At 59.7% G+C, this 20,204-nt stretch carries 24 protein-coding genes and 1 tRNA gene; 16 read left to right on the top strand and 9 right to left on the bottom strand.

The window, feature by feature from the left end; translation table 11 throughout:
- Positions 1-5: 5 nt before the first annotated feature.
- Together M0R88_RS05990 and M0R88_RS05985 are read left to right on the top strand one after the other, a co-directional pair.
- Positions 6-869 (top strand): hypothetical protein, encoded by an 864-nt coding sequence (locus M0R88_RS05990; protein WP_248656048.1) that lies wholly within the window; start codon positions 6-8, stop codon positions 867-869.
- Entirely contained in the window at positions 862-2,016 is a 1,155-nt protein-coding gene (locus M0R88_RS05985) for a zonular occludens toxin domain-containing protein (protein ID WP_248656047.1), read from the top strand. Before M0R88_RS05990 ends, M0R88_RS05985 begins: the two co-directional genes overlap by 8 nt.
- A gap of 206 nt (positions 2,017-2,222) precedes the next feature.
- On the opposite strand, the gene M0R88_RS05980 is transcribed toward M0R88_RS05985, so the two are convergent.
- Positions 2,223-2,744 carry a hypothetical protein gene (locus M0R88_RS05980; protein WP_248656046.1) on the bottom strand — a complete coding sequence of 174 codons (522 nt, stop codon included), beginning with the start codon at positions 2,742-2,744 and terminating at the stop codon, positions 2,223-2,225.
- 185 nt (positions 2,745-2,929) lie between these two features.
- Here M0R88_RS05980 and M0R88_RS05975 point away from each other — a divergent pair, with 185 nt between their 5' ends.
- From M0R88_RS05975 to M0R88_RS05930, 10 genes are all read left to right on the top strand, one after another.
- Positions 2,930-3,139: a hypothetical protein gene (locus M0R88_RS05975; RefSeq protein WP_248656045.1), complete on the top strand. Its 210-nt coding sequence runs from the start codon at positions 2,930-2,932 to the stop codon at positions 3,137-3,139.
- Positions 3,140-3,208: 69 nt separating this feature from the next.
- Positions 3,209-3,391, top strand: a complete 183-nt coding sequence (locus tag M0R88_RS05970) for a hypothetical protein (RefSeq protein ID WP_248656044.1) — start codon at positions 3,209-3,211, stop codon at positions 3,389-3,391.
- Between the two features lie 66 nt (positions 3,392-3,457).
- Positions 3,458-3,700, top strand: coding sequence for a hypothetical protein (locus M0R88_RS05965; RefSeq protein WP_248656043.1), 243 nt, complete (start codon positions 3,458-3,460; stop codon positions 3,698-3,700).
- Positions 3,697-3,870 (top strand): hypothetical protein, encoded by a 174-nt coding sequence (locus M0R88_RS05960; protein ID WP_248656042.1) that lies wholly within the window; start codon positions 3,697-3,699, stop codon positions 3,868-3,870. The genes M0R88_RS05965 and M0R88_RS05960 overlap by 4 nt, the downstream gene beginning before the upstream one ends.
- Positions 3,871-3,967: 97 nt before the next feature.
- The gene (locus M0R88_RS05955) at positions 3,968-4,231 is read left to right on the top strand and encodes a hypothetical protein (RefSeq protein WP_248656041.1); all 264 of its coding nucleotides are present in this window, start codon (positions 3,968-3,970) and stop codon (positions 4,229-4,231) included.
- Entirely contained in the window at positions 4,228-4,467 is a 240-nt protein-coding gene (locus M0R88_RS05950; RefSeq protein WP_248656040.1) for a hypothetical protein, read from the top strand. The genes M0R88_RS05955 and M0R88_RS05950 overlap by 4 nt, the downstream gene beginning before the upstream one ends.
- A complete protein-coding gene (locus M0R88_RS05945) occupies positions 4,464-4,853 on the top strand; it encodes a hypothetical protein (RefSeq protein ID WP_248656039.1) in 390 nt (129 codons plus the stop codon). The genes M0R88_RS05950 and M0R88_RS05945 overlap by 4 nt, the downstream gene beginning before the upstream one ends.
- A complete protein-coding gene (locus tag M0R88_RS05940) occupies positions 4,850-5,071 on the top strand; it encodes a hypothetical protein (protein WP_248656038.1) in 222 nt (73 codons plus the stop codon). The genes M0R88_RS05945 and M0R88_RS05940 overlap by 4 nt, the downstream gene beginning before the upstream one ends.
- Positions 5,068-5,394 (top strand): hypothetical protein, encoded by a 327-nt coding sequence (locus tag M0R88_RS05935; protein ID WP_248656037.1) that lies wholly within the window; start codon positions 5,068-5,070, stop codon positions 5,392-5,394. Before M0R88_RS05940 ends, M0R88_RS05935 begins: the two co-directional genes overlap by 4 nt.
- Positions 5,387-5,551 (top strand): hypothetical protein, encoded by a 165-nt coding sequence (locus M0R88_RS05930; RefSeq protein WP_248656036.1) that lies wholly within the window; start codon positions 5,387-5,389, stop codon positions 5,549-5,551. The genes M0R88_RS05935 and M0R88_RS05930 overlap by 8 nt, the downstream gene beginning before the upstream one ends.
- 4 nt (positions 5,552-5,555) lie before the next feature.
- On the opposite strand, the gene M0R88_RS05925 is transcribed toward M0R88_RS05930, so the two are convergent.
- Positions 5,556-6,143 carry a hypothetical protein gene (locus tag M0R88_RS05925; RefSeq protein ID WP_248656035.1) on the bottom strand — a complete coding sequence of 196 codons (588 nt, stop codon included), beginning with the start codon at positions 6,141-6,143 and terminating at the stop codon, positions 5,556-5,558.
- Positions 6,144-6,597: 454 nt separating this feature from the next.
- Here M0R88_RS05925 and M0R88_RS05920 point away from each other — a divergent pair, with 454 nt between their 5' ends.
- Positions 6,598-6,951, top strand: a complete 354-nt coding sequence (locus M0R88_RS05920) for a site-specific integrase (protein ID WP_248656034.1) — start codon at positions 6,598-6,600, stop codon at positions 6,949-6,951.
- Here M0R88_RS05920 and M0R88_RS05915 read toward each other — a convergent pair.
- From M0R88_RS05915 to M0R88_RS05885, 7 genes are all read right to left on the bottom strand, one after another.
- Positions 6,943-7,560 carry a hypothetical protein gene (locus M0R88_RS05915; protein WP_248656033.1) on the bottom strand — a complete coding sequence of 206 codons (618 nt, stop codon included), beginning with the start codon at positions 7,558-7,560 and terminating at the stop codon, positions 6,943-6,945. The genes M0R88_RS05920 and M0R88_RS05915 overlap by 9 nt on opposite strands.
- A gap of 247 nt (positions 7,561-7,807) precedes the next feature.
- A complete protein-coding gene (locus M0R88_RS05910; protein WP_248656032.1) occupies positions 7,808-10,069 on the bottom strand; it encodes a DUF262 domain-containing protein in 2,262 nt (753 codons plus the stop codon).
- An 88-nt stretch (positions 10,070-10,157) separates the two neighbouring features.
- Positions 10,158-10,325 carry a hypothetical protein gene (locus tag M0R88_RS05905; RefSeq protein ID WP_248656031.1) on the bottom strand — a complete coding sequence of 56 codons (168 nt, stop codon included), beginning with the start codon at positions 10,323-10,325 and terminating at the stop codon, positions 10,158-10,160.
- Between the two features lie 48 nt (positions 10,326-10,373).
- Positions 10,374-10,700, bottom strand: a complete 327-nt coding sequence (locus tag M0R88_RS05900; protein WP_248656030.1) for a hypothetical protein — start codon at positions 10,698-10,700, stop codon at positions 10,374-10,376.
- Positions 10,697-10,954, bottom strand: coding sequence for a hypothetical protein (locus M0R88_RS05895; RefSeq protein WP_248656029.1), 258 nt, complete (start codon positions 10,952-10,954; stop codon positions 10,697-10,699). Before M0R88_RS05895 ends, M0R88_RS05900 begins: the two co-directional genes overlap by 4 nt.
- A 504-nt stretch (positions 10,955-11,458) precedes the next feature.
- Positions 11,459-11,713, bottom strand: coding sequence for a hypothetical protein (locus M0R88_RS05890; protein WP_248656028.1), 255 nt, complete (start codon positions 11,711-11,713; stop codon positions 11,459-11,461).
- Between the two features lie 257 nt (positions 11,714-11,970).
- A tRNA-Arg gene (locus tag M0R88_RS05885) sits at positions 11,971-12,045 on the bottom strand.
- Positions 12,046-12,175: 130 nt separating this feature from the next.
- Here M0R88_RS05885 and M0R88_RS05880 point away from each other — a divergent pair.
- The 3 genes from M0R88_RS05880 to M0R88_RS05870 all read left to right on the top strand — a co-directional run bounded on the left by M0R88_RS05880 (position 12,176) and on the right by M0R88_RS05870 (position 20,106).
- Positions 12,176-12,748, top strand: coding sequence for an AAA family ATPase (locus M0R88_RS05880; RefSeq protein WP_248656027.1), 573 nt, complete (start codon positions 12,176-12,178; stop codon positions 12,746-12,748).
- 27 nt (positions 12,749-12,775) lie between these two features.
- Positions 12,776-13,195 carry an RNA-binding domain-containing protein gene (locus M0R88_RS05875; protein WP_248656026.1) on the top strand — a complete coding sequence of 140 codons (420 nt, stop codon included), beginning with the start codon at positions 12,776-12,778 and terminating at the stop codon, positions 13,193-13,195.
- A gap of 278 nt (positions 13,196-13,473) precedes the next feature.
- On the top strand, positions 13,474-20,106 hold the full coding sequence (locus tag M0R88_RS05870) for an OmpL47-type beta-barrel domain-containing protein (RefSeq protein ID WP_248656025.1): 6,633 nt from the start codon (positions 13,474-13,476) through the stop codon (positions 20,104-20,106).
- The last annotated feature ends 98 nt before the right edge of the window (positions 20,107-20,204 follow it).

Below are 20,204 nucleotides of genomic sequence, written 5' to 3'. Positions count from 1 at the left end.
TTTCCATGAGCTATGTCGAATCCATCAAAGAGTTGGCGAATTGGGCGAAGACTGGTATCGTCAAAGCGTGGCGTCTGCTCATCTACGTCGTCGTTGTCTACAGCATCGCAATCGGGATGTTTGCCACGGTTGCCCTTGGCTTCTTGCACCTAATCGGAATCGAGACAGGCGTGCCGCCTGAAATCAAGCCATACACGGTTCAGTTCGGCTACCTCATCATGCTATTACTGGTGCCTGCGGAATATCTCCGCCAGTGGATTGGCGCGCGACGGAACGAGTTACTTAACGTCCTAGACCCTGCTAACGGTGACACCGAGACGCAGAAACTCCCGCCGAAAGCGTGGGAAGATTTGACGGTGAAAGCCATCGTCAAGGACGAGAACGGCGAACTCCAAGAGCTTGATAGAGACAAGGACTATCTGCACCGAATTAACATCGGTACTCGCCGCGGAACCCGTACGGGTTGGGAATGCGAACACTACGATGCGGACACTAACACGGCGTATTGTAGCTATTACGGTGGCGTCAGCGGCACCGAAATCAGGCGGGAAATGCGAGAGGGGATGGAATATCTCAAGCACGAGGCGAGCGTTGAGCGCGAGTGGCACGAACGCCTCCGGCGCAACTTCTCCGACATCGTTGAGGGCGCGGTCGGCAAGCGTGCGACCTACCTCATCCACGTCCTCGAAGGCGAGCGTGTGCCTGGCGAAACGTCCCTACGGGACGATGTGCGCGCCGCGACCGGCGAGGCAGAGATAGACGACATCGTCGAGGGCCGCCGCGACCACTCGGAGGACATTGACCACGAGAACCCGTTCGACAGCGAGCGACTGAGCGTGACAATCAACCAAGGTGGTGAGAATGAGTGAGAGCGAGTCAGAACAGCAGAAAGCAGTAGAATCGGAATTCAGAGAATACGTCCACGGAAACCTGCCGAACCAGGACGACGAGCCTGACGCCCACCCGTGGACGGGCATCGTGCAAGACCGACAACTCCGCGACGTACTGGCGTTCTGTGAACGCCACTATGAGCCCTTGACGGACGACGCCGAGCGGACATTTGAGGACACGGGAGTCGCTCGCTCCATCGTGAAAGACCACGGGACGCATACTGGCACAGACGCTCTGGCCGCGGGCAACATCTCCCAGTTGTCGTTCTTCAGTGGACTCGTTAGCTACAAAAAGGACGTGAGCGGGATGAAGGTGCTAATGTCGCTCCAGTCGATGATAGAGAACATCCCCGTGTTCATCGGCTATGTGTATGGCATCATGGGGTCTGGAAAGACCGACTTTGCGTTCCTCCTGCTGGAGGTGTTCGCTTCCATCTACGGCCGTGACAGCGTGTATATGGCGGCGAACGTCTCGTCGGACGACCTCGACGAAGAGATTGACCACTACAGCCGCATTGTTGAGCAATTGGAGGAGCGCCGGGAGCGCATCCAAGCAGGCGAGTCGCTTGACCCGTTCGTCATCGTCATCGACGAGGCCGCCCAGATTTTCAGTGGGTCTGGAGCCGACCAGCACCGCGCTAAGCAATTGGCTAAGCTCCTCAAGCTCGCCCGCAAGAGCAACGCTAACATCATCCTGATTGGCCAGGACGGTAAGGACATTGATGCCTCCCTCCGCGCTCTCTGCACCGTATTCATCGAGAAGCAGAGTCAGAAGAAGGCAGTCTTCTGGCAGGACGTGAAAGACCGTCAGGGCATCAACGAGATGATGTCACTCTCGGGCATCCCGCCGACGAACTACGACGACTACAGCACGTACGACGAGGGTGACTTCGTCTTCGACGATGAGGACGAGGAAGAACTGCCGACACAGGCCGACCTTGATGACCTCGCACGCCAACATAATCGGGAGATGATGGCGATTCTCGAAGCCACGAAGGACGAACACGGGATGACACAGCCAGAGATTGCGAGCCTGTACGGATACGAGGATGGTAAGGCAGTTCGCCGGGCGAAGCGCGACCATGAGGACAAGCTCGCCGACCTCGGCCTGCTCACCGACGAGTGACCGGCCACCTCCCCTCGCGCATGCATGCGCACCCACGCCCGCCTTTGGTAGGGGGTGCCGCCGCCTGTCCGCTTGTCCGCTCGACGCCGCATGGCGATTCCGAATCGGGAAGCGGACATTGTTTTCGCCTGAAATCGGCAAAACGGACATTGGAACCGAAACGTGCGTATGAGCCTTCAGCTAGCTCAAATACGGGATAATTGAGGTTACTCGGTGTCGGTCTCGGGGTCGACCTCGCGCATCGTCTGCTCGAAGTCAATGTCGTCGAACTCGTTGTTGAATGTTCTGCGGGTGGCACGCATATAGACCTCGGCTAGGCCCATCCAGCCAGTCATCTGGTTGTGTTGGCCTTCGAGGTCGCCGAGAGTGCCTGTGGCGATGTCAACCCTTGCTTCGATGCGGTCTAATCGCTCCTCGATGCGCTCAAAGCGTTCCTCATCGGTGATATTCTCGTCATCCGCACCGTCGTCATCGTCGCCAACCCGCGCGAGGACTTGCCGACCGGCATCGGTCAGCGTGGCCGTCCGGGGCGCGCTCCCAGACCCAGTCCACGATTCTGCACGTCCAACGTCGATGATGTCCTCGTCGTCGAGCTTGCCGAAACGGTAGCGAACCGTGTTGCGTGTCATCCCTGTCTCGCGCCGAATCGTCGTCGTGTCCACGTTCTCGCCACCGAACCGAGTAACAGCACGGAGGAAGTCGATGTCTTTGTCGTCCAAGTCTGTCATAGTGACACGACTATGATGCGACCCTAATGGTGTTCCTGCCCCCCGAAGACAGGTGGTGACGGACACGTTGGGGCGGGCCCGTGTGGGATGGTGGTCAAACGTCCCACCGACAACCCCCGCATGCGGGGGCACCTTCAGAACCGTGCGAGGCAACACCAATAGGAAATGGAAATAGTATGACATGAATGGACGAAGTCCATATCGACGACATCGGCGACGAAGCGACTAACGAACATCTCCCGGTGCGCGAGCGCCTTGACCTACTGGAGCGCGAAGTGGCATTTTTAGACCGCGAGAACGCCGAACTCTGGCAAATCATCATCGACAGCGGTTATCGGTTTGACGCCCTGCCCGAACCAGGGGCGTGCGAATACGACGCAGAAATCATTGACTGACCACGCTCAACCCCTTCTTTTCAACTCGAAGTAACGCCAATAACCCCCGACGAGAGACATCCAGGTGCAATGACAAGCAACCTGACACAGGCACTCTGGCAGAAGTTAGAGCGCGAGCGCGGTGAACAGTCCATCGACGAAATCGCCGACGAGATGACCCACGACCCCGATGTAGACGCCCCCATCGTCGAACCCGAAGACGTGGAGGCCGTGGCGCGCGACCTCGGTGTAGAGGACGACTTCGATTTCTGACCGCGAGCGGCCCATGCTCTTCATTTTAGCAACAAACCTATGGACGTATAGGTATATTGTCATTTTATGGCAACCGATTCAGAAGATGCCGAGGAGGTGACTGAAGAACTATCGACAACAGACCGGGCAAGATTAGTCATCGGTTCCGCGCTATCCTGTGTGACTGCTGGGGCCGGAGCCAGCGTCATTGCACAGCAACCGACCGACCCAATTCTTGTCTGTGCCGGTGGCGCATTGACTGTTTTCGCCGCGAGCCAGTTTCACGACCTCCGCGAGTTCTCCCGCAAGAACGCAGGTGGTGATGCATGAGTGATACTCTTTCCTTCACCCTCTCTGGGGGGGACATCAAGACACTCGTAGACGAGGTCGAGGAAGATACCGGAGCAGACCGCTCGACTGTGAGAGGAGTAGTTGCCGACAAACTCGGAATGCCACTCTGGGCCCTCGAAGCCACTCTAAACGAGGGTGATGCCGCATGACCCGGCAAGCCCGTCTGTTCGAGAACTTCGCCGATGATGAACAGCGAGCGTTGGACGAGTGGCTGAAAGTGGCCGTGGCTCCCGCGGGTGATGCCGCATGAGTGAACTCCTAGACGCCATCGAAGATGGCGATGAGGTGCGATGGAACGACCGTGCGAACACGGCGACCGTCGATGGTGACCACTACGGCCACCCGCGAGTCGAGACAACCCGCGGCACCCAGTATTTCCTCCGCGCCGAAGACGACTACGACGGCGACATCATCGTGCGGAAAGCAGACCCGAGTCATCAGAAGGTCGCGGCAGTGACCGCTCTCTACGTCAACGGTAGGTTTGTCCTCGGCGACGGTGGTCTCGAATGAAACTCTGCGTTGAACTGGCTAATGGGGCTGTCACCATGAAAGAGGAGGGTGAGTGTCACGTCACCGCAGGGTCAACCCATTGGGAACTTGGTTACGAGGACGAGTTCCCGATTTCCCTCGAACACGAACACTACGGAGGAATTAAGGGAGAACTCAAGATGTCGCCGGGAGAGGCCCGGCAACTAGTTGAGGACATTAACGAAGCCCTCGACGAGCGCACCGCTGGTGGTGCATGATGGAGGAAGAGCCGTATGAAATCCTCGGTAGCGGGCTCGTTCTCGTTGCTCTCGTCATCGGCATTAGCGTCCTTGGGGTATGGTTGGGCGAGTTTATTGTAGCGAACCTAATCCTCACGCTAATTGGAGTCAGCGCAGGTATCGTCCTTGGCGGAGTAATCTACTCGAAACGATTCCGTCGTATCTATGTCTGCACGACGGCTATAGGAGCGCACCTTTGGGTTCTCGGCGACAATATCCACTACCTGGTGACTTGCACAGAGTGGTGTATCATCCCGTGGTGGTTGGGGCCGGGTATGATGGTCGTCTGGCTCCTTGCGGCGACTCTACTCGTGCTTGGCGGTGACTACGGACTGCGGCGTTACTACACGGGTGTTCGCCGATGACTGTCGCCATCACCATCCACGACGAGGGCCGTATCGAGGCGCGACACAACTCGGAGCGTGTCCTCTGGGAGTTCGACATCGACCGCGACGACCTGCCTCACAACGCCCCGGCGGACGAACAGCTTGCGACCGGAGCCGAATCGTTCTTCGAGTTCATTTGGCGGTACATGGACAACGGGGACTTCGAGCAGGGTAGTAACGCCCGTGGTGGTGAGTGACGCTCAACCGCATCGTCACGACCGTCTCGCGGAACATCACGGACATCATCGTCGCCTACCTGCTGGCACTAATCGCAAGCGGCGGAGACACGTTCACGCTAGCTAAAATCATCCTCGCCATCAAGCTCAACGTGTTCGCGCTCCCACTTGCTCATACCCCTGCTCTGTCGCTTCCTGCGTGGGTTTACTACGTCATCAGCGTCATGTGGATTGCACAATTGGCGCACCACACCAACCACTCGATGGGCGACATCATCGCGGAACTCGAAGAAGCGTATTTGGGTTTGAGACAGGGTAGTGATGCCCGTGATGTAGATGAGTGATGACGTACCCGACGTGCTGTACATCTTCCCGCTGTTAGGCCTGCTGGCACTCATCTTCGGCCCGCTTGCCTTCGCCGTGTGGACTGGGCAGGGGTTCGTCGGCATTATGCTCAGCTTGATGTGGCCACCACTTCTGAGAGCCGCGCTGGCCACCTAGCTACTTAGAGCCCAAGTATGGCTACCAGACCGTGTCGGAGTGCGAGCATCGACAGTTTCGCTGACACGTCCACACTATATCCTTTCGCCTTCTCAATGAATTCTCGTAGTATCGACGGGTCGGGGTCGTCTTTCTCCAGTTCGTCCTCGAAATCCTGCACGATGCTCCGGAGCTCCTCCTTTTTTGCTTCGCCGAGGGTCGTATAGTTCACCATCTCCATTACATTCTCGATGGAAACCTCCTGGTTCACTTCTTGCTCGGCCGTTTGATTTTGTTCAGATTGAATGGATATGACGGTTAAATCTCTTGATTCCTCCAGTTCTGATTCAGACAGGTCGTATCCAAGTGCATCGGCAAGTTGCCCGCATCTCAATCTTATTTTCCGATTTGCTTTCCTCTTATCCTCTGACCATACACTATCCAATTCAATATTTTCGGTATTTTGCACGAACTCATCTTCGGGGAATTCGTCTTGGAGTTTAGAGAGAACTCTGTTGAATTGTTTCGTGTACTCTTTTGACCCTTCTCCCTTGTCAGACGGGGTTTCTTTATACAGACGGCCGAGTTGGGCAATCCACCTCTCCTGACTCATGGTACAAAATTGAAGAGACTATTAATAAGCATGTCCAACTACAAGCTCAGATAAATGTCGTAGAAGGACGTTTCTACGACGTTCACCCTAGTCTGATTGCCTATCTACCGCTCTGAGGACACGAAAGGTAGGGTTCACGCCGATGTTCGAGGTCGCGCTGACGGGAAAACACCTATAATCTGCAAGTACGACATTACTGGTAGTTATGCAAATCGAACCATTTGACGAAGACGACGGATACCGATGCTGGCTATCCGACAACGAGGAGCAGTACGTAGTGAACTTCTACGAGGAAGAGCCAAGAAAGCAACTCGCTATGGAACTGATGTTAGATGGCCTCCGCTCGGAAGAGTCAACACGGCCATCGAAACAGGACTTTCGTCGCCTTGACTCCGACGAGGAAGCTTGGAAACTGCGTGTTTGGGAGAGCAAGACCGGGTACCGAGAAGCTCCTGTGAGCAATAAGACTCGTCAGCGGGCGATGATGCTGGCGAACGCCCGTGGTCTCCGACAGGACGAACCACTGGTCGACGTGACCGACCGCACCGTCCAGCGGTGGGTCACAAACGCCGCGGAGAGCATCGCCGAGGAGACCGGCAACGATGATTGGCAGTACGTCTCCGCCCACGACCTTCGCCGAACGTGGGCGACATCGACCTACTACTCGCTCCACGCTAGCGACGTAGCGAAATCGCTGGTGATGCGCTGGGGTGGCTGGTCGGACGAGGACACATTCACGAACAACTACCTCGGTCGAGAGCCGGACGACCTCGCGGCCGAGATGATGGCGACCGCGGGGCTACGCTGAGTCATTGGGCGTCTGTAAATCGCCACCCGCACTATCCTCCAGAGAGGTTGTGGCCTCAATTGTTGTCCAGTAAATACGTTTATTGTCCTCAATCTGTAATGAGAAGCTGAACGTCCCCCTGTCAGCATGTTTCATTGACTTCCCTAAATCGCTGTCCTGCAAGATAAACGGAATAATGGCCAATAGTTCGTCATCCCGACCACCGACAATCTGTCCTCCATAGTTCGTGCGTTGCTGTAAGGTCAATCGAGTCTTCTCGCCTGACCTGTCGAAGTGCTCTAACTCAATCTTCTCAACCCCGCTCTCAGGGGAGTCAACAATGCTCTGTCCAGAGCTATCTGATAGGATGACTTGATTTAGAACTACATCGCGGATTACACCGTCTCGCCAACCATTATTCGACGCTCGTATCAAGATGCGTCTTGACCACCTGTCATTGCCATCAACCCGGCCGTCGCGCCACTCTGAATCCTCAATGGTCTCAAGACGAGAGAGAGAAATATGCGACTTCGCACCGCGAACGTACCGATAGTACAGAGGAGTTCCCGCGCCAACAAGAGTCGCTATGGAACCGAGGACAGCCCCCGCGGAGAACGGGCCGATTGACATTACACAATCTATTCGAAACGGAGTAATTATATTTCTACCTAATCTCCCGATTCCCGCTTTTCATTACTTAAGCGACCTACGGTCGCTTGCACCTTGTGTACGGGTGACCACCCGTTTACACGCTTCACCGTCTTCAGATTGCTTTCAAGTTGCTGTCGTCCGGCTTTCACGGCCATCATCGTTCAGCAACGACTACTATCAGAAACAAACTCGCGGTAGAAATGATGGCTAGGGTCTTGCGCTGATTCTACGTCTTGATGTAATCGCTTTCCTGAAATTTGTACACCGGGTCATCCAACTCGGTGGAACAGCCCCGGCACTCTGCTTCCCAACCATCAAGCGACAGTAGGTTCACCACCGTACTCTCACACTCGTAACAGTCGTTCATACGTCGCCAGTCAGACCCTCTTGCACCTTCCCTCTGGAACACCACAGATGGGATGGTGAAGCCATCTGAGGAGACATCCTCGTGATACTCGCGGACATCATGTGCAACATCCCGGAGTGCTAACGGCGTGATTTCCGACTCCTCGGGGAGCTGATTAACGTGGACGTGAGCCGTGCTGAGACCGCCCCATTCCTGCCGTGCAAACTTCATAATCTTGTTCGCGCGCTCCTTTGCCTTATCCGCCGACCAGCCCTCCTCTGGCGACGGTAGCTCGTCAATCATCATCATTGATGATTTACTGTAGGTGTCCTCGTACTTGTCCTCGTAATCCATGTTGCTCGCACCAGAGTTGTCACGAGGGCCAAGCAGAACGAGATTCCCTAGTGTGTTGGTGATTCTGTCTAACTCGCTCTCGTCATTATCGGAGGTCTGCGGGTGGATGTGCTCGATTGTGATGCCTTCTTGCTTCCAGACGCTAAATGGAGGTATTTGGGAGAGGTCATCTCTGCTAGAGTCCATTCGCAGGTACTTCTCGTACTTGTACAGTAGGTAGCGAATTACGTCGCTGTCCCGGACACCTGTCCACCCGTCGTTTCTGTCCGTACCGTCGAAGAGGTCGGTTCGCAGGAGACAGTCCATGAAGTACGTGTCTGGGCTGTTGTCTCCTATCTCGGATTCGATGCGTTTGCAGGTCTCTGGGATAGACTCCTCGACCGTATCGAACTTCAGGGCCGCCTGTTGGTCATGGAATATTCTACCTGCTACCTCGCTTCGACCAGCGTACTCAATCCAATAACCGTGTCGCTGGAGCGCGGCTCGGCCTGCATCTGTTCTTCGTCCAGCGACGTTGTAGACACGGAACGAGAGTTTTTCGCATAATGAGACGATTCTGCGGAACTCGTCGCTGATGCCGTACCGATGATGGGTGGCCATCAGGAGCGGTAAGAAGTTGTTAGAAACAGGGAGACGGTTCAGACCATCAAGGTCTTCAACAACCTCCTCTTCGCTGTTGTAGTCCGAGTTTATCTCATCAGGGTGCTTGATTTGTAGGTAGGCTTCAGAACACTGAACAAGGCTTTCTAGGTAAGCGTCAATCCACGCTCGAACGTCCTCTTCACCTTGGTTTAACGACGCATGCTTTTCGAGATGTTTGATGCGCCTGTGAACTGTCGTGTATTCCGAATTGGATTGCCGGGCAAGAACGAGTTCGCCAGAGAACAGCATCCAATGATACCGGACGAAAGTTTCGATGTCCCTATCTTCACCCCCGTATTTGGTTATATTCTCGATGACTTCGCCGATTGTCTGGTAAATTTCAATAGACAAATCGTTGTCATTGAAGCGGGCTGAACAGTAGACGAGGTAGCTCTTGATTTTATCTAGGTTGGTGAGCGCTTTCCCGCGGTCGTTTATGACTTCGAAGAGTCGCCCAGACTCGGTTTCGTCTTCAACAGTGTACTGCGTGATTTCAAGGCCGGTCTTGACAATCTTCTGGATTTCCTTTAGGAAATTGTAGTACTCATCGTGGGAATCGTTGTGAATGTACTGCTCCCGCTTGTTCTCCAACCAATCCCAAATCTCACGCTTTGCACGAACCAAGCGTCGCTGGGACACAGTCTCCGTGTTAATGCTGTCTAACTCCCGATTGTGAACGACGAGTGCCTTGAACACTTGGTCGTTAATATCGTCGAGAACAATCCGCTCAGTATTGATAGAGAGGATGAAGTCATCGCGGTTTCGACTAGCAAGCTTACCGGGGGGCATTGACGAGTCTGACTCTCCGCTCAACTTGCCTTCATCAATGGAATTCAACTGCTCATTGATGCAGTTCATCAAAATGGCGACAGTCGTCATCCGTTGCTGACCGTCGATTAGGTCATATTTCGAGTAATCGTCAGCTTCGGCATTCTCTGTCCCTCTATCCAGCATCACTATGGTGCCGAAGTAATGGGTGAAGTTATTGTCGCCCTCTGCAACTCGCTCCTCATACGAGTACTCAATATCTTCCAGAAGGTCTCTAACCTCTTTCTCGCTCCAAGCGTATCCTCGCTGGTACCGAGGGATGTGGAAGACTGAGGAGGAAAACAAGTCCCCTAATTTTGTTTGTCGAACATCGGCCATGAACCCGTCATCGAAATAGAGCGACTTAATGTTAATGTAAAGACTTTCGGCTTGCGACATACAACGAGGTAAATACTCACAAATATGCCTATTCGTTGTCGACCCACTCTCGGTTGCGGGCCCGAATCCAGTCCGCCTCTTTGAGAATGGCTCTCTCCCACGCTTCGCGCACTTCCTCGGCGTTCAAATCTTGACCCCCGAACGATGCGTCGTCGAGGCGCTCCCACTCCTCGCCGGAATCGTCGATTAAAGCCATTGTCACCTTCGATTCGTGTTCCACGAAACTGATGTCGACCCGCATACGTTAGAAGATGCTTCCGAGAACAATGGAGTTGCTGTCGGCTGTCTGCTTGCTGTCGCCATCGTCCAACAACGACCGCCACTGAGCGGGCGCTTCGACGACCTCCACGTCGTCGTCCAGGAGACCCAACCGCTCCTGTTCGTCGTCCCACCCCCAGTCGTCGGTGGAGAACACATGCCGCACCCGCACCTCGGCGATGTGTTCGTGTCGGCACTCGGTTGAGTCGCAGTCGCACTCTGCCTCTACGAGGCAGGCTCCAGTCTCCAGACTCGTCTCGAATTCCAGCAACACATCGAAGATGTCGATGGAGACGACCCACTTGTCCTTCATCGCTTGCCCTCCTCCTCGACTCGCCAGCCCGATTGTGCTTGCTCTAGGTCACGAGTCAATCTGTCTAAGTGCGATTCGAGGGCGTCAAGCGACATCCGACGGATGTGCGAGGGGATGTAGATGTCTGGCAGGCGCGGCGGTGCCCCCGATGGGTTTCCTGCTTCGCGGGAGACTTCGATTCGCGCGATTTGCTCGTTCACGAGTCTGATTTCCTCCTCGATTTCCCGCGCGGCCTCAGGGTGTTCCTCTTCCATGAGTCACTCTCCTCCGTTTCCGTTAGTGACTCGCACCTCGGCGATGCAGTCGTCGCACCACCAGCCGCACGACCATTCACCGTCGACATGAACGAGGGAGGGGAACACCGACTGCGCGCCACACTCGGGGCAGGTCGTGTCAACCTTGGCCGCGCGGTCGATGGACTCGACGGACACGACCCTGGTCACTTGTCGTCCCCCTCGCCCCCGGACTCGCTCGGCGAGGACAGGGCCCGGGTCGCCATCATCTCGTCGACGGAGTCGACGCCGTCCATTTCCTCGGCGTTCTCCCGTCGCCGCGCTTCGGCTCGGGCCCACTCGGCGCACAGTCCGCTCTCTGGGGGTTGGCTATCTAAGGACATCTACATTTCAATCGACGTTCACAACCCACTTCAGTCTGACTTTGCAAAAAAGTAGATAACGATTCTTAACCTCCGGTCGCTCGGGGACTTGTCCTCCGCGCGCTTCAACACTGATTCTCTCAAGGGTCGGTGGACTGGCGGGTCAGGGCAGGAGGTAGTACGGCAACGCCCTATCGTGGTCGTCAATACCAAGTTCGGGCGGGTGGCCGCGCCGCTTCAATTCTTCTGCTATCTGCCCGTTGTGTTCCCCTAGCGTGTGGAATAGTTCCCTGTTTGCCGAGAAGTCCCCTACTTCTTCTATGGCAGTTTGGTTTATGACATCCATCATCCGGGTGTGGTGGTACCGCAGGACGAGCAACGCTTCCACCGTCATCTGGTCTAGGTCTTCTATAGCCATACACGGAACGACGAGACATTCTCCAGATAAGTCATTCTGTGTGCAGAAGAACACGTTGAGACAGGGCCCACACAGCACCCGGCGCACAGATAGGTCGCACCCGAGCACTTAACACTCAATGCTACGTCGAATCAAGTGTAATCGCCAGACAACGACGACCAGCGTCGGGGGAGATGACGAGAACGGGCGCGGTTCAGACCGCGATGAACGCCTGAACTCCGTGTCGTCTGTCGAATCCCGACCATCCAGAAGCGGAACGGGCACGATGGGATTTGAACCCACGACCGTCGGATTAGAAGTCCGACGCTCTCTCCAGACTGAGCTACGTGCCCTCACCGACTCGTTCGGATTGCCTTCCAAAAGGTCTTAGGATTCATCTCGGTTCGCACGTCTCACGCACTTTCTCACTGTATTCCCGGCGGAACACAGCGCTTATGCATCGTTCACCACTACCTGAATCCAATGAGAGTAATCGGAACCGTGGGTCTGCCGGGGAGCGGCAAGGGCGAGGCCGCCTCGGTCGCCGAGGAACTCGGGATTCCCGTCGTGACCATGGGCGACGTGATTCGCGCCGAGTGTCGAGAGCGGGGGCTGGACCCGGCCGAACACCACGGCGAGATCGCGGGGGCGCTCCGCGAGGAGAACGGCCCGGACGCCATCGCTCAGCGGTCGTTGCCGATAATCGAGGACGCGCTCGAAGGGAGCGACACCGTCCTCGTGGACGGCATCCGCGCGGGCGTCGAAGTCGAGCGGTTCGTGGAGGCGTTCGGCGACGAGTTCACGCTGGTCAGCATCGAAGCGCCCTTCGAGGTCCGGGCCGACCGCGTCCAGTCGCGCGGTCGGGACGCCACCGACGTCGAGACCCTGCGAGAGCGCGACGAGCGCGAGCGCGGGTTCGGCATGGACGAGGCCATCGCCCGCGCCGACGCCACCATCGACAACACCGCCACGCTGGAGGCGTTCCACGAGAAGATTCGCGCGCTACTGACCGAGGGCGTCTCGGGACTCGACCGCGAGCGCGCCCAGGAAGCCTGAGTTCGACCGAATACTACCAGCGAAACCATGATCTACAGCATCGACGTGCAGATTACGGCACCAGTCGAAGACACCGAAATCGCGGACCGCGTCGGCACGGCCATCGCCAACGTCTTCCCCGGCGCGGAACCCGAAGAACAGCACGGCGAAGTCGTCGCCGAGGTCCACTCGCTCGACCACTTCTCGGAACTGCTCCACCGACAGGAGATTCTCGACACCGCCCGCGGGGAGTTCTTCGAGTCCCAGCGCGGCGACACCTTCTCGTTCGACCTGAAGAAGCAGGCGGCCTTCGAGGGCGTCGTCAACTTCGCGGTCGGCACCCCCGACGAACTCGGCGACATTCACGTCCGAGTCCGCGTCGAGCAGCCGACCGTCGAGGAGTTCGTGGACCACATCGCTCCGCCGACCGAAGAGGGCAAACCTATCACGCCGGACGACTTCGAGTGAAATAGTAAACTTGGAAACATTTACGTTGTAACACAACTAACCGTATTTCGGATTCTCTTTTCGTCTCATCGGAGCATCCCGAGTAGATTCGGCGCTCTGACCGCCGAAACGTCTACTGAGGTGCTACCGCTTCGATAGACTATCTCGTCCTCCCCGACCACCACTGCCCGATTACAAAAACTTATCAACTCTTGATATAATGCTTCGAAAATGACTCTAACCATATATGTTAGAAAAAGAACTTCAGTCCGACCGACGACGCCGACCGGAGGGCTGAGATGACGGGCGACCGCGTCTCCGCGGTCGTGCTATCGATTCTGCTGGTCGTCTCGGCCGCGACCGCGGCAGTCCCGGCCTCGGCGGTCACGTCCGCCGGCCCGTTCGTGGCCGGGAACACCGCGGGCAATACGGCGGGGAACACGACGACCACGACGCTCACCGAGACGACGACGACAGCGACGACGAACGAGACGACGACGGACGAGACCACCAATCGGACGACCGACGACACGACTACCGAGGGGACTAACGAAACCTCGAAAGGGTCCGCGCCGCCAATGGCGAAGTCGAATCCGAAAATCTCCTCGTCGCTTCTCGACAGAGCCGAATCGGCCGCGAGCGGGCCGTCCACCGACAGCACGGGTAGCACCGAGTTCGTGCAGGTCGTCGTCCGCTCGACCGCCGGTCGGAGCGACGCCGTCGCCGGACTGGTCGGCAACGTCGGCGGCGAAGTGCAGGTCCGACACGAGAATCTCGTGCAGGCGCGCGTGCCCGCGCCGGCCGTGCAGGCGCTCGCCGACTCCTCGGCCGTCGAGTTCGCCCGTCTCCCCCGGCGACCCGAGACCGACGAGATAGTCAGCGAAGGCATCTCGAACATGGACGTCGGGAACGCCCACGACGCGGGCGTGACCGGCGAGAACGTCACGGTCGCGGTCATCGACACGGGCTTCGACGTGACGAACTCGGAAATTGCGGACCAACTCGTCGATTGGCGGAACTTCAGCGCCTCCGACCCGCGCTCGATGAGCAACCAGTCGGGCGAACACGGTACCGCGACCGCCGAACTCGTCGCCGACACCGCACCGAACGCCTCGATTATCGCGGTGAAGGTCGGCACCCTCACGGAGTTCTACAACGCGGTCGAGTGGCTGAACTCCAGCACTTCGACCGACGTGGTGACCATGTCGATGAGCTGGTACAACGTCGGCCCGCTCGACGGTACCGACCAGATGAACCGCGAAATCAACGAGTCTGTCCGGAGCGGGACGACGTGGTTCACCTCGGCCGGGAACGACGGCCATCAGAGTCACTGGAACGGCACGTGGTCGGACCCCGACGGTAACCGGTGGATGAACTTCAGCGGGAGCGACGAGACGATGAACGTCACGCCGGCCGGCGGATCGGGATATCTCCGCATCGACGTCACGTGGAACGACTGGGACGCGCGAAACGAAGACTACGACTTCTATCTGTACAACTCGACCGGTGGCATCGTCGATGTTTCACAGACGACTCAGAACGGTTCGAACGCACCGACCGAGTACATCCGCGAGTACGTCAACGAACCGGTGTATCTCGGTATCAAAAACTGGAGCGCCAACGGCTCTGCGAAGTTCGACGCGTTCTTCCGCGGCGACTCCGACCCCGAGTACTGGAACAGCGGCCGGAGCGTCACGGTCCCCGGTACGGGCCGGAACATCGTCACGGTCGGCGCGATCAACTACGAGGACAACCGATTGGAGGGCTTCTCCTCGCGCGGACCGACCATCGACGGCCGTCTCAAACCCGACGTCGTGGCCCCGGACGCCGTGACGACCTCCGGGTACGACAGCTTCTACGGCACCTCCGCTTCGACGCCGTACACCGCCGGCGTCGCGGCGCTGATGCTCGCGGCGGACGGGAGTCTCACGCCCGAACAGGTCCAGTCACGTCTCCAGTCCTCCGCGGTCCCGCTGCGGGGCAACGAACCCAACACCGAGACCGGATACGGCCTCGTGGACGCCGACGGCGCGATACCGTCGGTCGAGGAGACCGCGGCGGACCGAGTGAGCTACTCCGGGACCGTCGAGGAAGCCGACGGAACCGCCGCCGAGGACGACGAGATCATCGCCTACCGAATCAACACCACGGACAACGTCCGCGGTCGGACCGACGGAACCGGAGCCTACTCGCTGTCCACGACCGGCATCGAGGGGAAGTACGCCGTCGGCTACTACCAGGGTAACTTCAGCCGACCCGACTCGACGTACCTGCCGCTCGACGGGTCCCCCGACCTCTACAACCTCGACATCGTGAACGGGCGAAACTCCTCGGCCCTCGGAACCGAGCGGCTCCCGAAGGCTCACGTCCTGAACGTGACGGTCGTGGACGAGAACGGCGACCCCGTTCCGGACGCCGAGGTCGAAGTGATGCACTTCCGCACCGAGAACGGTACGTGGTCGCACGTCGATTTCACCGGCGATACCCGCAGCGACGGGACGTTCTCCGCCGGCGGCACTACGGGCATCGAGGTCGTCGGGAACGTACGCGTCCGAGTCGGTCCGCCTGACGGAAGCACTCGGTTCGAGGGGCCGACGTACACGGACATCATCGACGTGCAGAGCGACAGGAACCTCACCGTCACGCTACAGAGCAAGGGCGTCTCCGTCTCCGGACGGGTGAACGACGCCGACGGAAACTACTCCTCGAACGACGCCGTCGCCGTCTCCAGCGACGCGACCGGGACCTTCAATCTCGTCTACACGAATGCGACGGGGAACTTCTCGGCGACCGGCGTCGAGAAGGGCGACTCCTACGCGGTCAGATACTACCAGAACTTCCGGAGCAACGTCACGACGTTCCCCCGCGACGGCACCGCCGACGTGTACGTCCTCGACGCGCTGAACGTCAGCGGCGATACCTCGCTCGGCAACCTCCCCGTGCCGAGCGCGTCGGTCCTGAACGTCCGGGCCGTGGACCAGTTCGGCAATCCGGTGGAGAACGCGACGGTCAACGTCACCCACAGTCGCCTCGGCGAGAACGCGACGTTCTCCAACATGACGACCGACGCCGAGGGGTATCTCAGGTCGACCGCGTCCAGCACGACCCGCGGCGTCGAGGTCACCGGCGACGTGTCGGTAGCGGTCGGGCCGCCGAACGCCAACCGGTTCGCGGACGAGACCGCCGTGCGAAATCTCACGGTGACGAGCGACACCAACGTCACGGTCACGGTACATCGGACGGTCAACGTCTCCGGACAGATACGCGACGCCGGCGGGAATCCCGTGACCGACGGGTTCGTCTCCGTCATCAACGAGTCGGCCGACCATTGGCCCTACAGTTACACGAACGCGACGGGGAACTTCACGGCGGAGGGTCTTCACGAGGGGCGACCCTACAACGTCGAGTTCTATCAGAGTACGCCCGACGGCGAGTCGTACCCCCGCGACGGCGTGCCGGACGTGTACGCGCTGGACCGCGTGAACGCGACCAGCGACGTCGACCTCGGCCGGTTAGACCTGCCGAACGCACCGCTGTTGAACGTCAGGGTCGTGGACGAGGCCGGTAACCCGGTCGAGAACGCGAGCGTGAACCTCACGCACTCGCGTGCAGGTGCGACCGCCGACTTCGTCTTCACGCCGACGGACGCCGAGGGCTACATGGTCCCGCGAGCGTCCGGCCGCCGCGGGATGGAGTTCGTGGGCGACGTGTCGGTAACGGTCAAACCGCCGGAGAACAGCACGCGCTTCCCGCGGCAGGTCCATACCCGGTCGCTCACGATGACCGACTCCGACCGGAACGTTACGTTCGAGTTGGACACCGTCACCCCGACCATCTCGGCGTTCGACGTGACCGCGACCGGACAGGACGTGGACGTGCGCTTCGAGTCCGACGAGCAGTTGTCGAACGTCACGGTCAGACTCGGCGGCGACGCGTCGGGGACGCTGACGCGCGCCGACTTCACCGAGACGAACGAGTCGGCCACCTACGTCTACCGCGCGAACGTCTCGGACGGCACCGACGGCACCTTCGAGGCGGCGCTCCGCGACGCCGAGGACGCCGACGGCAACGACGGCGCGAGCGACCAGACCGACTCGGTGGTGGCGGACACGACCGGGCCGAGCGTCACGGTCCACGACCTGACGACCGAAGGCGGTGACGTGGTCGTCGGCGACGGCGAACGCGTCTCGGTCGCGCTCGCCGTCTCGGACGCGCTCTCGGACGTCGAGAGCGTCACCGCCGACGCCGCCGAACTCGGCGGTGGGACACCCGCTCTCAGCGAGGGCGACGACGGAATCTACCGCGGGAACTTCACGGTGGACGCGGCCGGACTGTCGGACGGTACCGTCACGCTCTTCGCGAGCGTGACCGACACGCGCGGCAACTCGGAACGACCGCTCGTCCAGAAGTTCCTGCTCGACACGCACGCGCCGAACACGTCGGTCACACTCGACTCCGACGGAACGACGAACGGGTGGCACACCTCGTCTGTCGAGGTGAACCTCTCGGCGACCGACGGTGGTTCCAGCGTCACCGGAATCGAGTATCGTGTTGACGGCGGTGACTGGCAGACCTACGACGGGAACTTCACCGTCTCGACCGACGGAAGCCACACCGTCGAGTACCGGACGACCGACGCGGCCGGCAACGTCGAGAACGAGTCCACCTCGTTCAAGATCGACACGTTCGTTCCGACGACCGCTCTCACGACGAACGTCAGCGAGGACCGCCAAGGGTGGTACACGTCGGACGTGAACGTCACGCTCTCAACAATCGAGTTGTACAGCGGGCTGAACGCGACGAAGTACCGTCTCAACGGGTCCAGTAGTTGGACCGAGTACAACGCGAACGAGGGTATCCGACTCACGGCCGACGGCGAATACACCGTCGAGTTCTACAGCGTGGACGAAGCGGGCAACCGCGAAGTCATCCAGTCCGAGACCATCAAGATAGACACCAAGAAGCCGACGGTCGGCGGGACGAAACTGACGAACCGAACCGAAATTCTGCCCGAACACGCGGTCCCCGTCGTGGTCGATGCGACCGACGAGAACGGTATCGGCAACATCCTCGTCGGTGGCACCCGAGTCGGCGCGGACGGAGACGGCTTCGCAAAGGCGGCACCCGCGCTCGGCAACCACACCTTCGAGGTGACCGTTACCGACGTGGCGGGCAACACGGTGAATCTGACGACTGCCGAGTACAGCGTCGGCCGGAAGGTCGAGATGAAACAGGTCGAAAACGACACGCTCTCGGCCGAGACCAACGACACGAACGTCAATTCGGTCTCCATCGAGACGGAGAACGAGACGGCCGTGGCCAACGTGACGGTCGGGACCGCGACGACGAACCCGGAACCCGACCGGGGCGACCCCGCGAACACCTCGCTCTACTTCCCGCAGATAGACACCTCGGTCTCGAACGACAACATCACGAACGCGACGGTCACGGTGACCGTCGAGCAGTCGCGCGTCCGCCAGAAGTACATCAAGCCCGGCACGGTGAAGTTCTGGGTCGAAGAGGAGAACAAATCGACCGGGTGGGAGAAAGTCGATGCCGAGCGCGTCGCCACCGACGACGCGAACGGCACCTACACCTACGAGATCGAGGCCCCGCACTTCTCGACCTACGCCGTCACCGGCACGCAGGAGTCGGCGGCACCGAACGCCTCGCTCGCCGTGAAGACCGAGAACCCGACGCCCGGCGACGTGACCCTCACTGGGTCGTACTCCGACGGCTACTCCGGCGTGGACCCGGCGAACGTAACGCTCACGTTCGAGAGCGAGAGCGGCGTCGAAGTCGTGACCGGCGGGCCGATGGCGGCCGACGGTACGGTCACCTTCACGCGGAACCTCTCGGCGGGGACCTACAACGCGACGCTGGAAGTGACCGACGACGCGGGCAACTCGCTGAAGCAGGCGAAGACGGTCTCGTTCACGGTCGTCAGCGAGTCGTCGGGTGGTAGCGGCGGCGGTGGTGGAGGTGGCGGCGGTAGTGGCGGCGCGGGCATCCCCGACCCGACCGTCAAAGTCCAAGTCACCGACCTGACCGCGAGTAGTTTCCGGGCCGCGGTCTCGAACACCCAGTCCGACGCGCCCGGTCTCGTCGTCCCCGACGGCGGCATCGCCGCGGGCGACGTCACGGTCCGGCGCGTGACGATTCGGCCGAACACCGCCCGACCCCAAGCAAAGTTCTACGCGGACGCCAGCGTGGCGGCGAGCGCGCCGGACGGCGCGAGCGCGCCCGACGTGCGGACGCTCGGCTACGTCGATATCGACACGACCTACATCTCCTCGTCGGAGCTCTCGGAGGTCGGCGTCGAGTTCGCGGTGCCCGCGAGCGCGGCCGAGACGCCCGAGAACGTCGCTATCTACCGATTCGACGGCGGGTCGTGGCGGGCGGTCGAGACCGAGGTGGTCGAGACCGGCGGCGGGACGTACGTCCTGCGCGCCGTGGCCGGGGACACCGGCACCTTCGCGGTCGGCGTTCAGAGCGGCGCGCTCTCGGTGACCGACGCGTCGGTCGGCGCGACCAGCGTCGAACCGGACGAGTCGGTCGAAGTCACCGCGACGGTCGAAAACGACGGCTCGGGCACCGCCAACGAGACGGTGACGGTCTCGGCCGGCGGCGAGTCGCTCGCCCGGAAGACGGTCGAACTCGCGGGCGGCGAGTCGAAGACCCTCACCTTCGAGGTGACGCTCGACTCGCCGGGCGAGTACGACCTCGCGGTGAACGGCGTCGCGGCCGGGTCGGTCTCGGTCGCCGGCGAGGAGTCGGGCGGTTCGGACGGCGGCGACTCCGGCGGGACCACCACCGCGACGGCGACGACAACCGACGGCGGCGGCAGTGGCGGCGTGCCCGGATTCGGCGTCTCGACCGCGCTGGCCGCGCTTCTGGCGGGGCTGGTCGCCGCTCGCCGACGACTCGCGTAACCGCTCGGAAGACCGTCTTTCCGACGATCCTCGTCGATTTCCGTTCTTTCAGCGCGGTCGATTCGATGCTTCCGAGAGCAGTCACGGGTCGAAACGAC

It is taken from the genome of Halorussus gelatinilyticus, assembly GCF_023238445.1.
Classification (GTDB): domain Archaea; phylum Halobacteriota; class Halobacteria; order Halobacteriales; family Haladaptataceae; genus Halorussus; species Halorussus gelatinilyticus.
The sequence above is the reverse complement of the archived record's forward strand: the minus strand, read 5'-3'. Positions and strand labels throughout refer to the sequence as shown.

Excerpts from the sequence above, each read along its gene's own strand:
- M0R88_RS05990 (WP_248656048.1), top strand. The coding sequence starts at position 6 with ATGAGCTATGTCGAATCCATCAAAGAGTTGGCGAATTGGGCGAAGACT.
- M0R88_RS05985 (WP_248656047.1), top strand. The coding sequence starts at position 862 with ATGAGTGAGAGCGAGTCAGAACAGCAGAAAGCAGTAGAATCGGAATTC.
- M0R88_RS05980 (WP_248656046.1), bottom strand. The coding sequence starts at position 2,744 with ATGACAGACTTGGACGACAAAGACATCGACTTCCTCCGTGCTGTTACT.
- M0R88_RS05975 (WP_248656045.1), top strand. The coding sequence starts at position 2,930 with ATGGACGAAGTCCATATCGACGACATCGGCGACGAAGCGACTAACGAA.
- M0R88_RS05970 (WP_248656044.1), top strand. The coding sequence starts at position 3,209 with ATGACAAGCAACCTGACACAGGCACTCTGGCAGAAGTTAGAGCGCGAG.
- M0R88_RS05965 (WP_248656043.1), top strand. The coding sequence starts at position 3,458 with ATGGCAACCGATTCAGAAGATGCCGAGGAGGTGACTGAAGAACTATCG.
- M0R88_RS05960 (WP_248656042.1), top strand. The coding sequence starts at position 3,697 with ATGAGTGATACTCTTTCCTTCACCCTCTCTGGGGGGGACATCAAGACA.
- M0R88_RS05955 (WP_248656041.1), top strand. The coding sequence starts at position 3,968 with ATGAGTGAACTCCTAGACGCCATCGAAGATGGCGATGAGGTGCGATGG.
- M0R88_RS05950 (WP_248656040.1), top strand. The coding sequence starts at position 4,228 with ATGAAACTCTGCGTTGAACTGGCTAATGGGGCTGTCACCATGAAAGAG.
- M0R88_RS05945 (WP_248656039.1), top strand. The coding sequence starts at position 4,464 with ATGATGGAGGAAGAGCCGTATGAAATCCTCGGTAGCGGGCTCGTTCTC.
- M0R88_RS05940 (WP_248656038.1), top strand. The coding sequence starts at position 4,850 with ATGACTGTCGCCATCACCATCCACGACGAGGGCCGTATCGAGGCGCGA.
- M0R88_RS05930 (WP_248656036.1), top strand. The coding sequence starts at position 5,387 with ATGAGTGATGACGTACCCGACGTGCTGTACATCTTCCCGCTGTTAGGC.
- M0R88_RS05925 (WP_248656035.1), bottom strand. The coding sequence starts at position 6,143 with ATGAGTCAGGAGAGGTGGATTGCCCAACTCGGCCGTCTGTATAAAGAA.
- M0R88_RS05915 (WP_248656033.1), bottom strand. The coding sequence starts at position 7,560 with ATGTCAATCGGCCCGTTCTCCGCGGGGGCTGTCCTCGGTTCCATAGCG.
- M0R88_RS05910 (WP_248656032.1), bottom strand. The coding sequence starts at position 10,069 with ATGGCCGATGTTCGACAAACAAAATTAGGGGACTTGTTTTCCTCCTCA.
- M0R88_RS05905 (WP_248656031.1), bottom strand. The coding sequence starts at position 10,325 with ATGGCTTTAATCGACGATTCCGGCGAGGAGTGGGAGCGCCTCGACGAC.
- M0R88_RS05900 (WP_248656030.1), bottom strand. The coding sequence starts at position 10,700 with ATGAAGGACAAGTGGGTCGTCTCCATCGACATCTTCGATGTGTTGCTG.
- M0R88_RS05895 (WP_248656029.1), bottom strand. The coding sequence starts at position 10,954 with ATGGAAGAGGAACACCCTGAGGCCGCGCGGGAAATCGAGGAGGAAATC.
- M0R88_RS05890 (WP_248656028.1), bottom strand. The coding sequence starts at position 11,713 with ATGGCTATAGAAGACCTAGACCAGATGACGGTGGAAGCGTTGCTCGTC.
- M0R88_RS05880 (WP_248656027.1), top strand. The coding sequence starts at position 12,176 with ATGAGAGTAATCGGAACCGTGGGTCTGCCGGGGAGCGGCAAGGGCGAG.
- M0R88_RS05875 (WP_248656026.1), top strand. The coding sequence starts at position 12,776 with ATGATCTACAGCATCGACGTGCAGATTACGGCACCAGTCGAAGACACC.
- M0R88_RS05870 (WP_248656025.1), top strand. The coding sequence starts at position 13,474 with ATGACGGGCGACCGCGTCTCCGCGGTCGTGCTATCGATTCTGCTGGTC.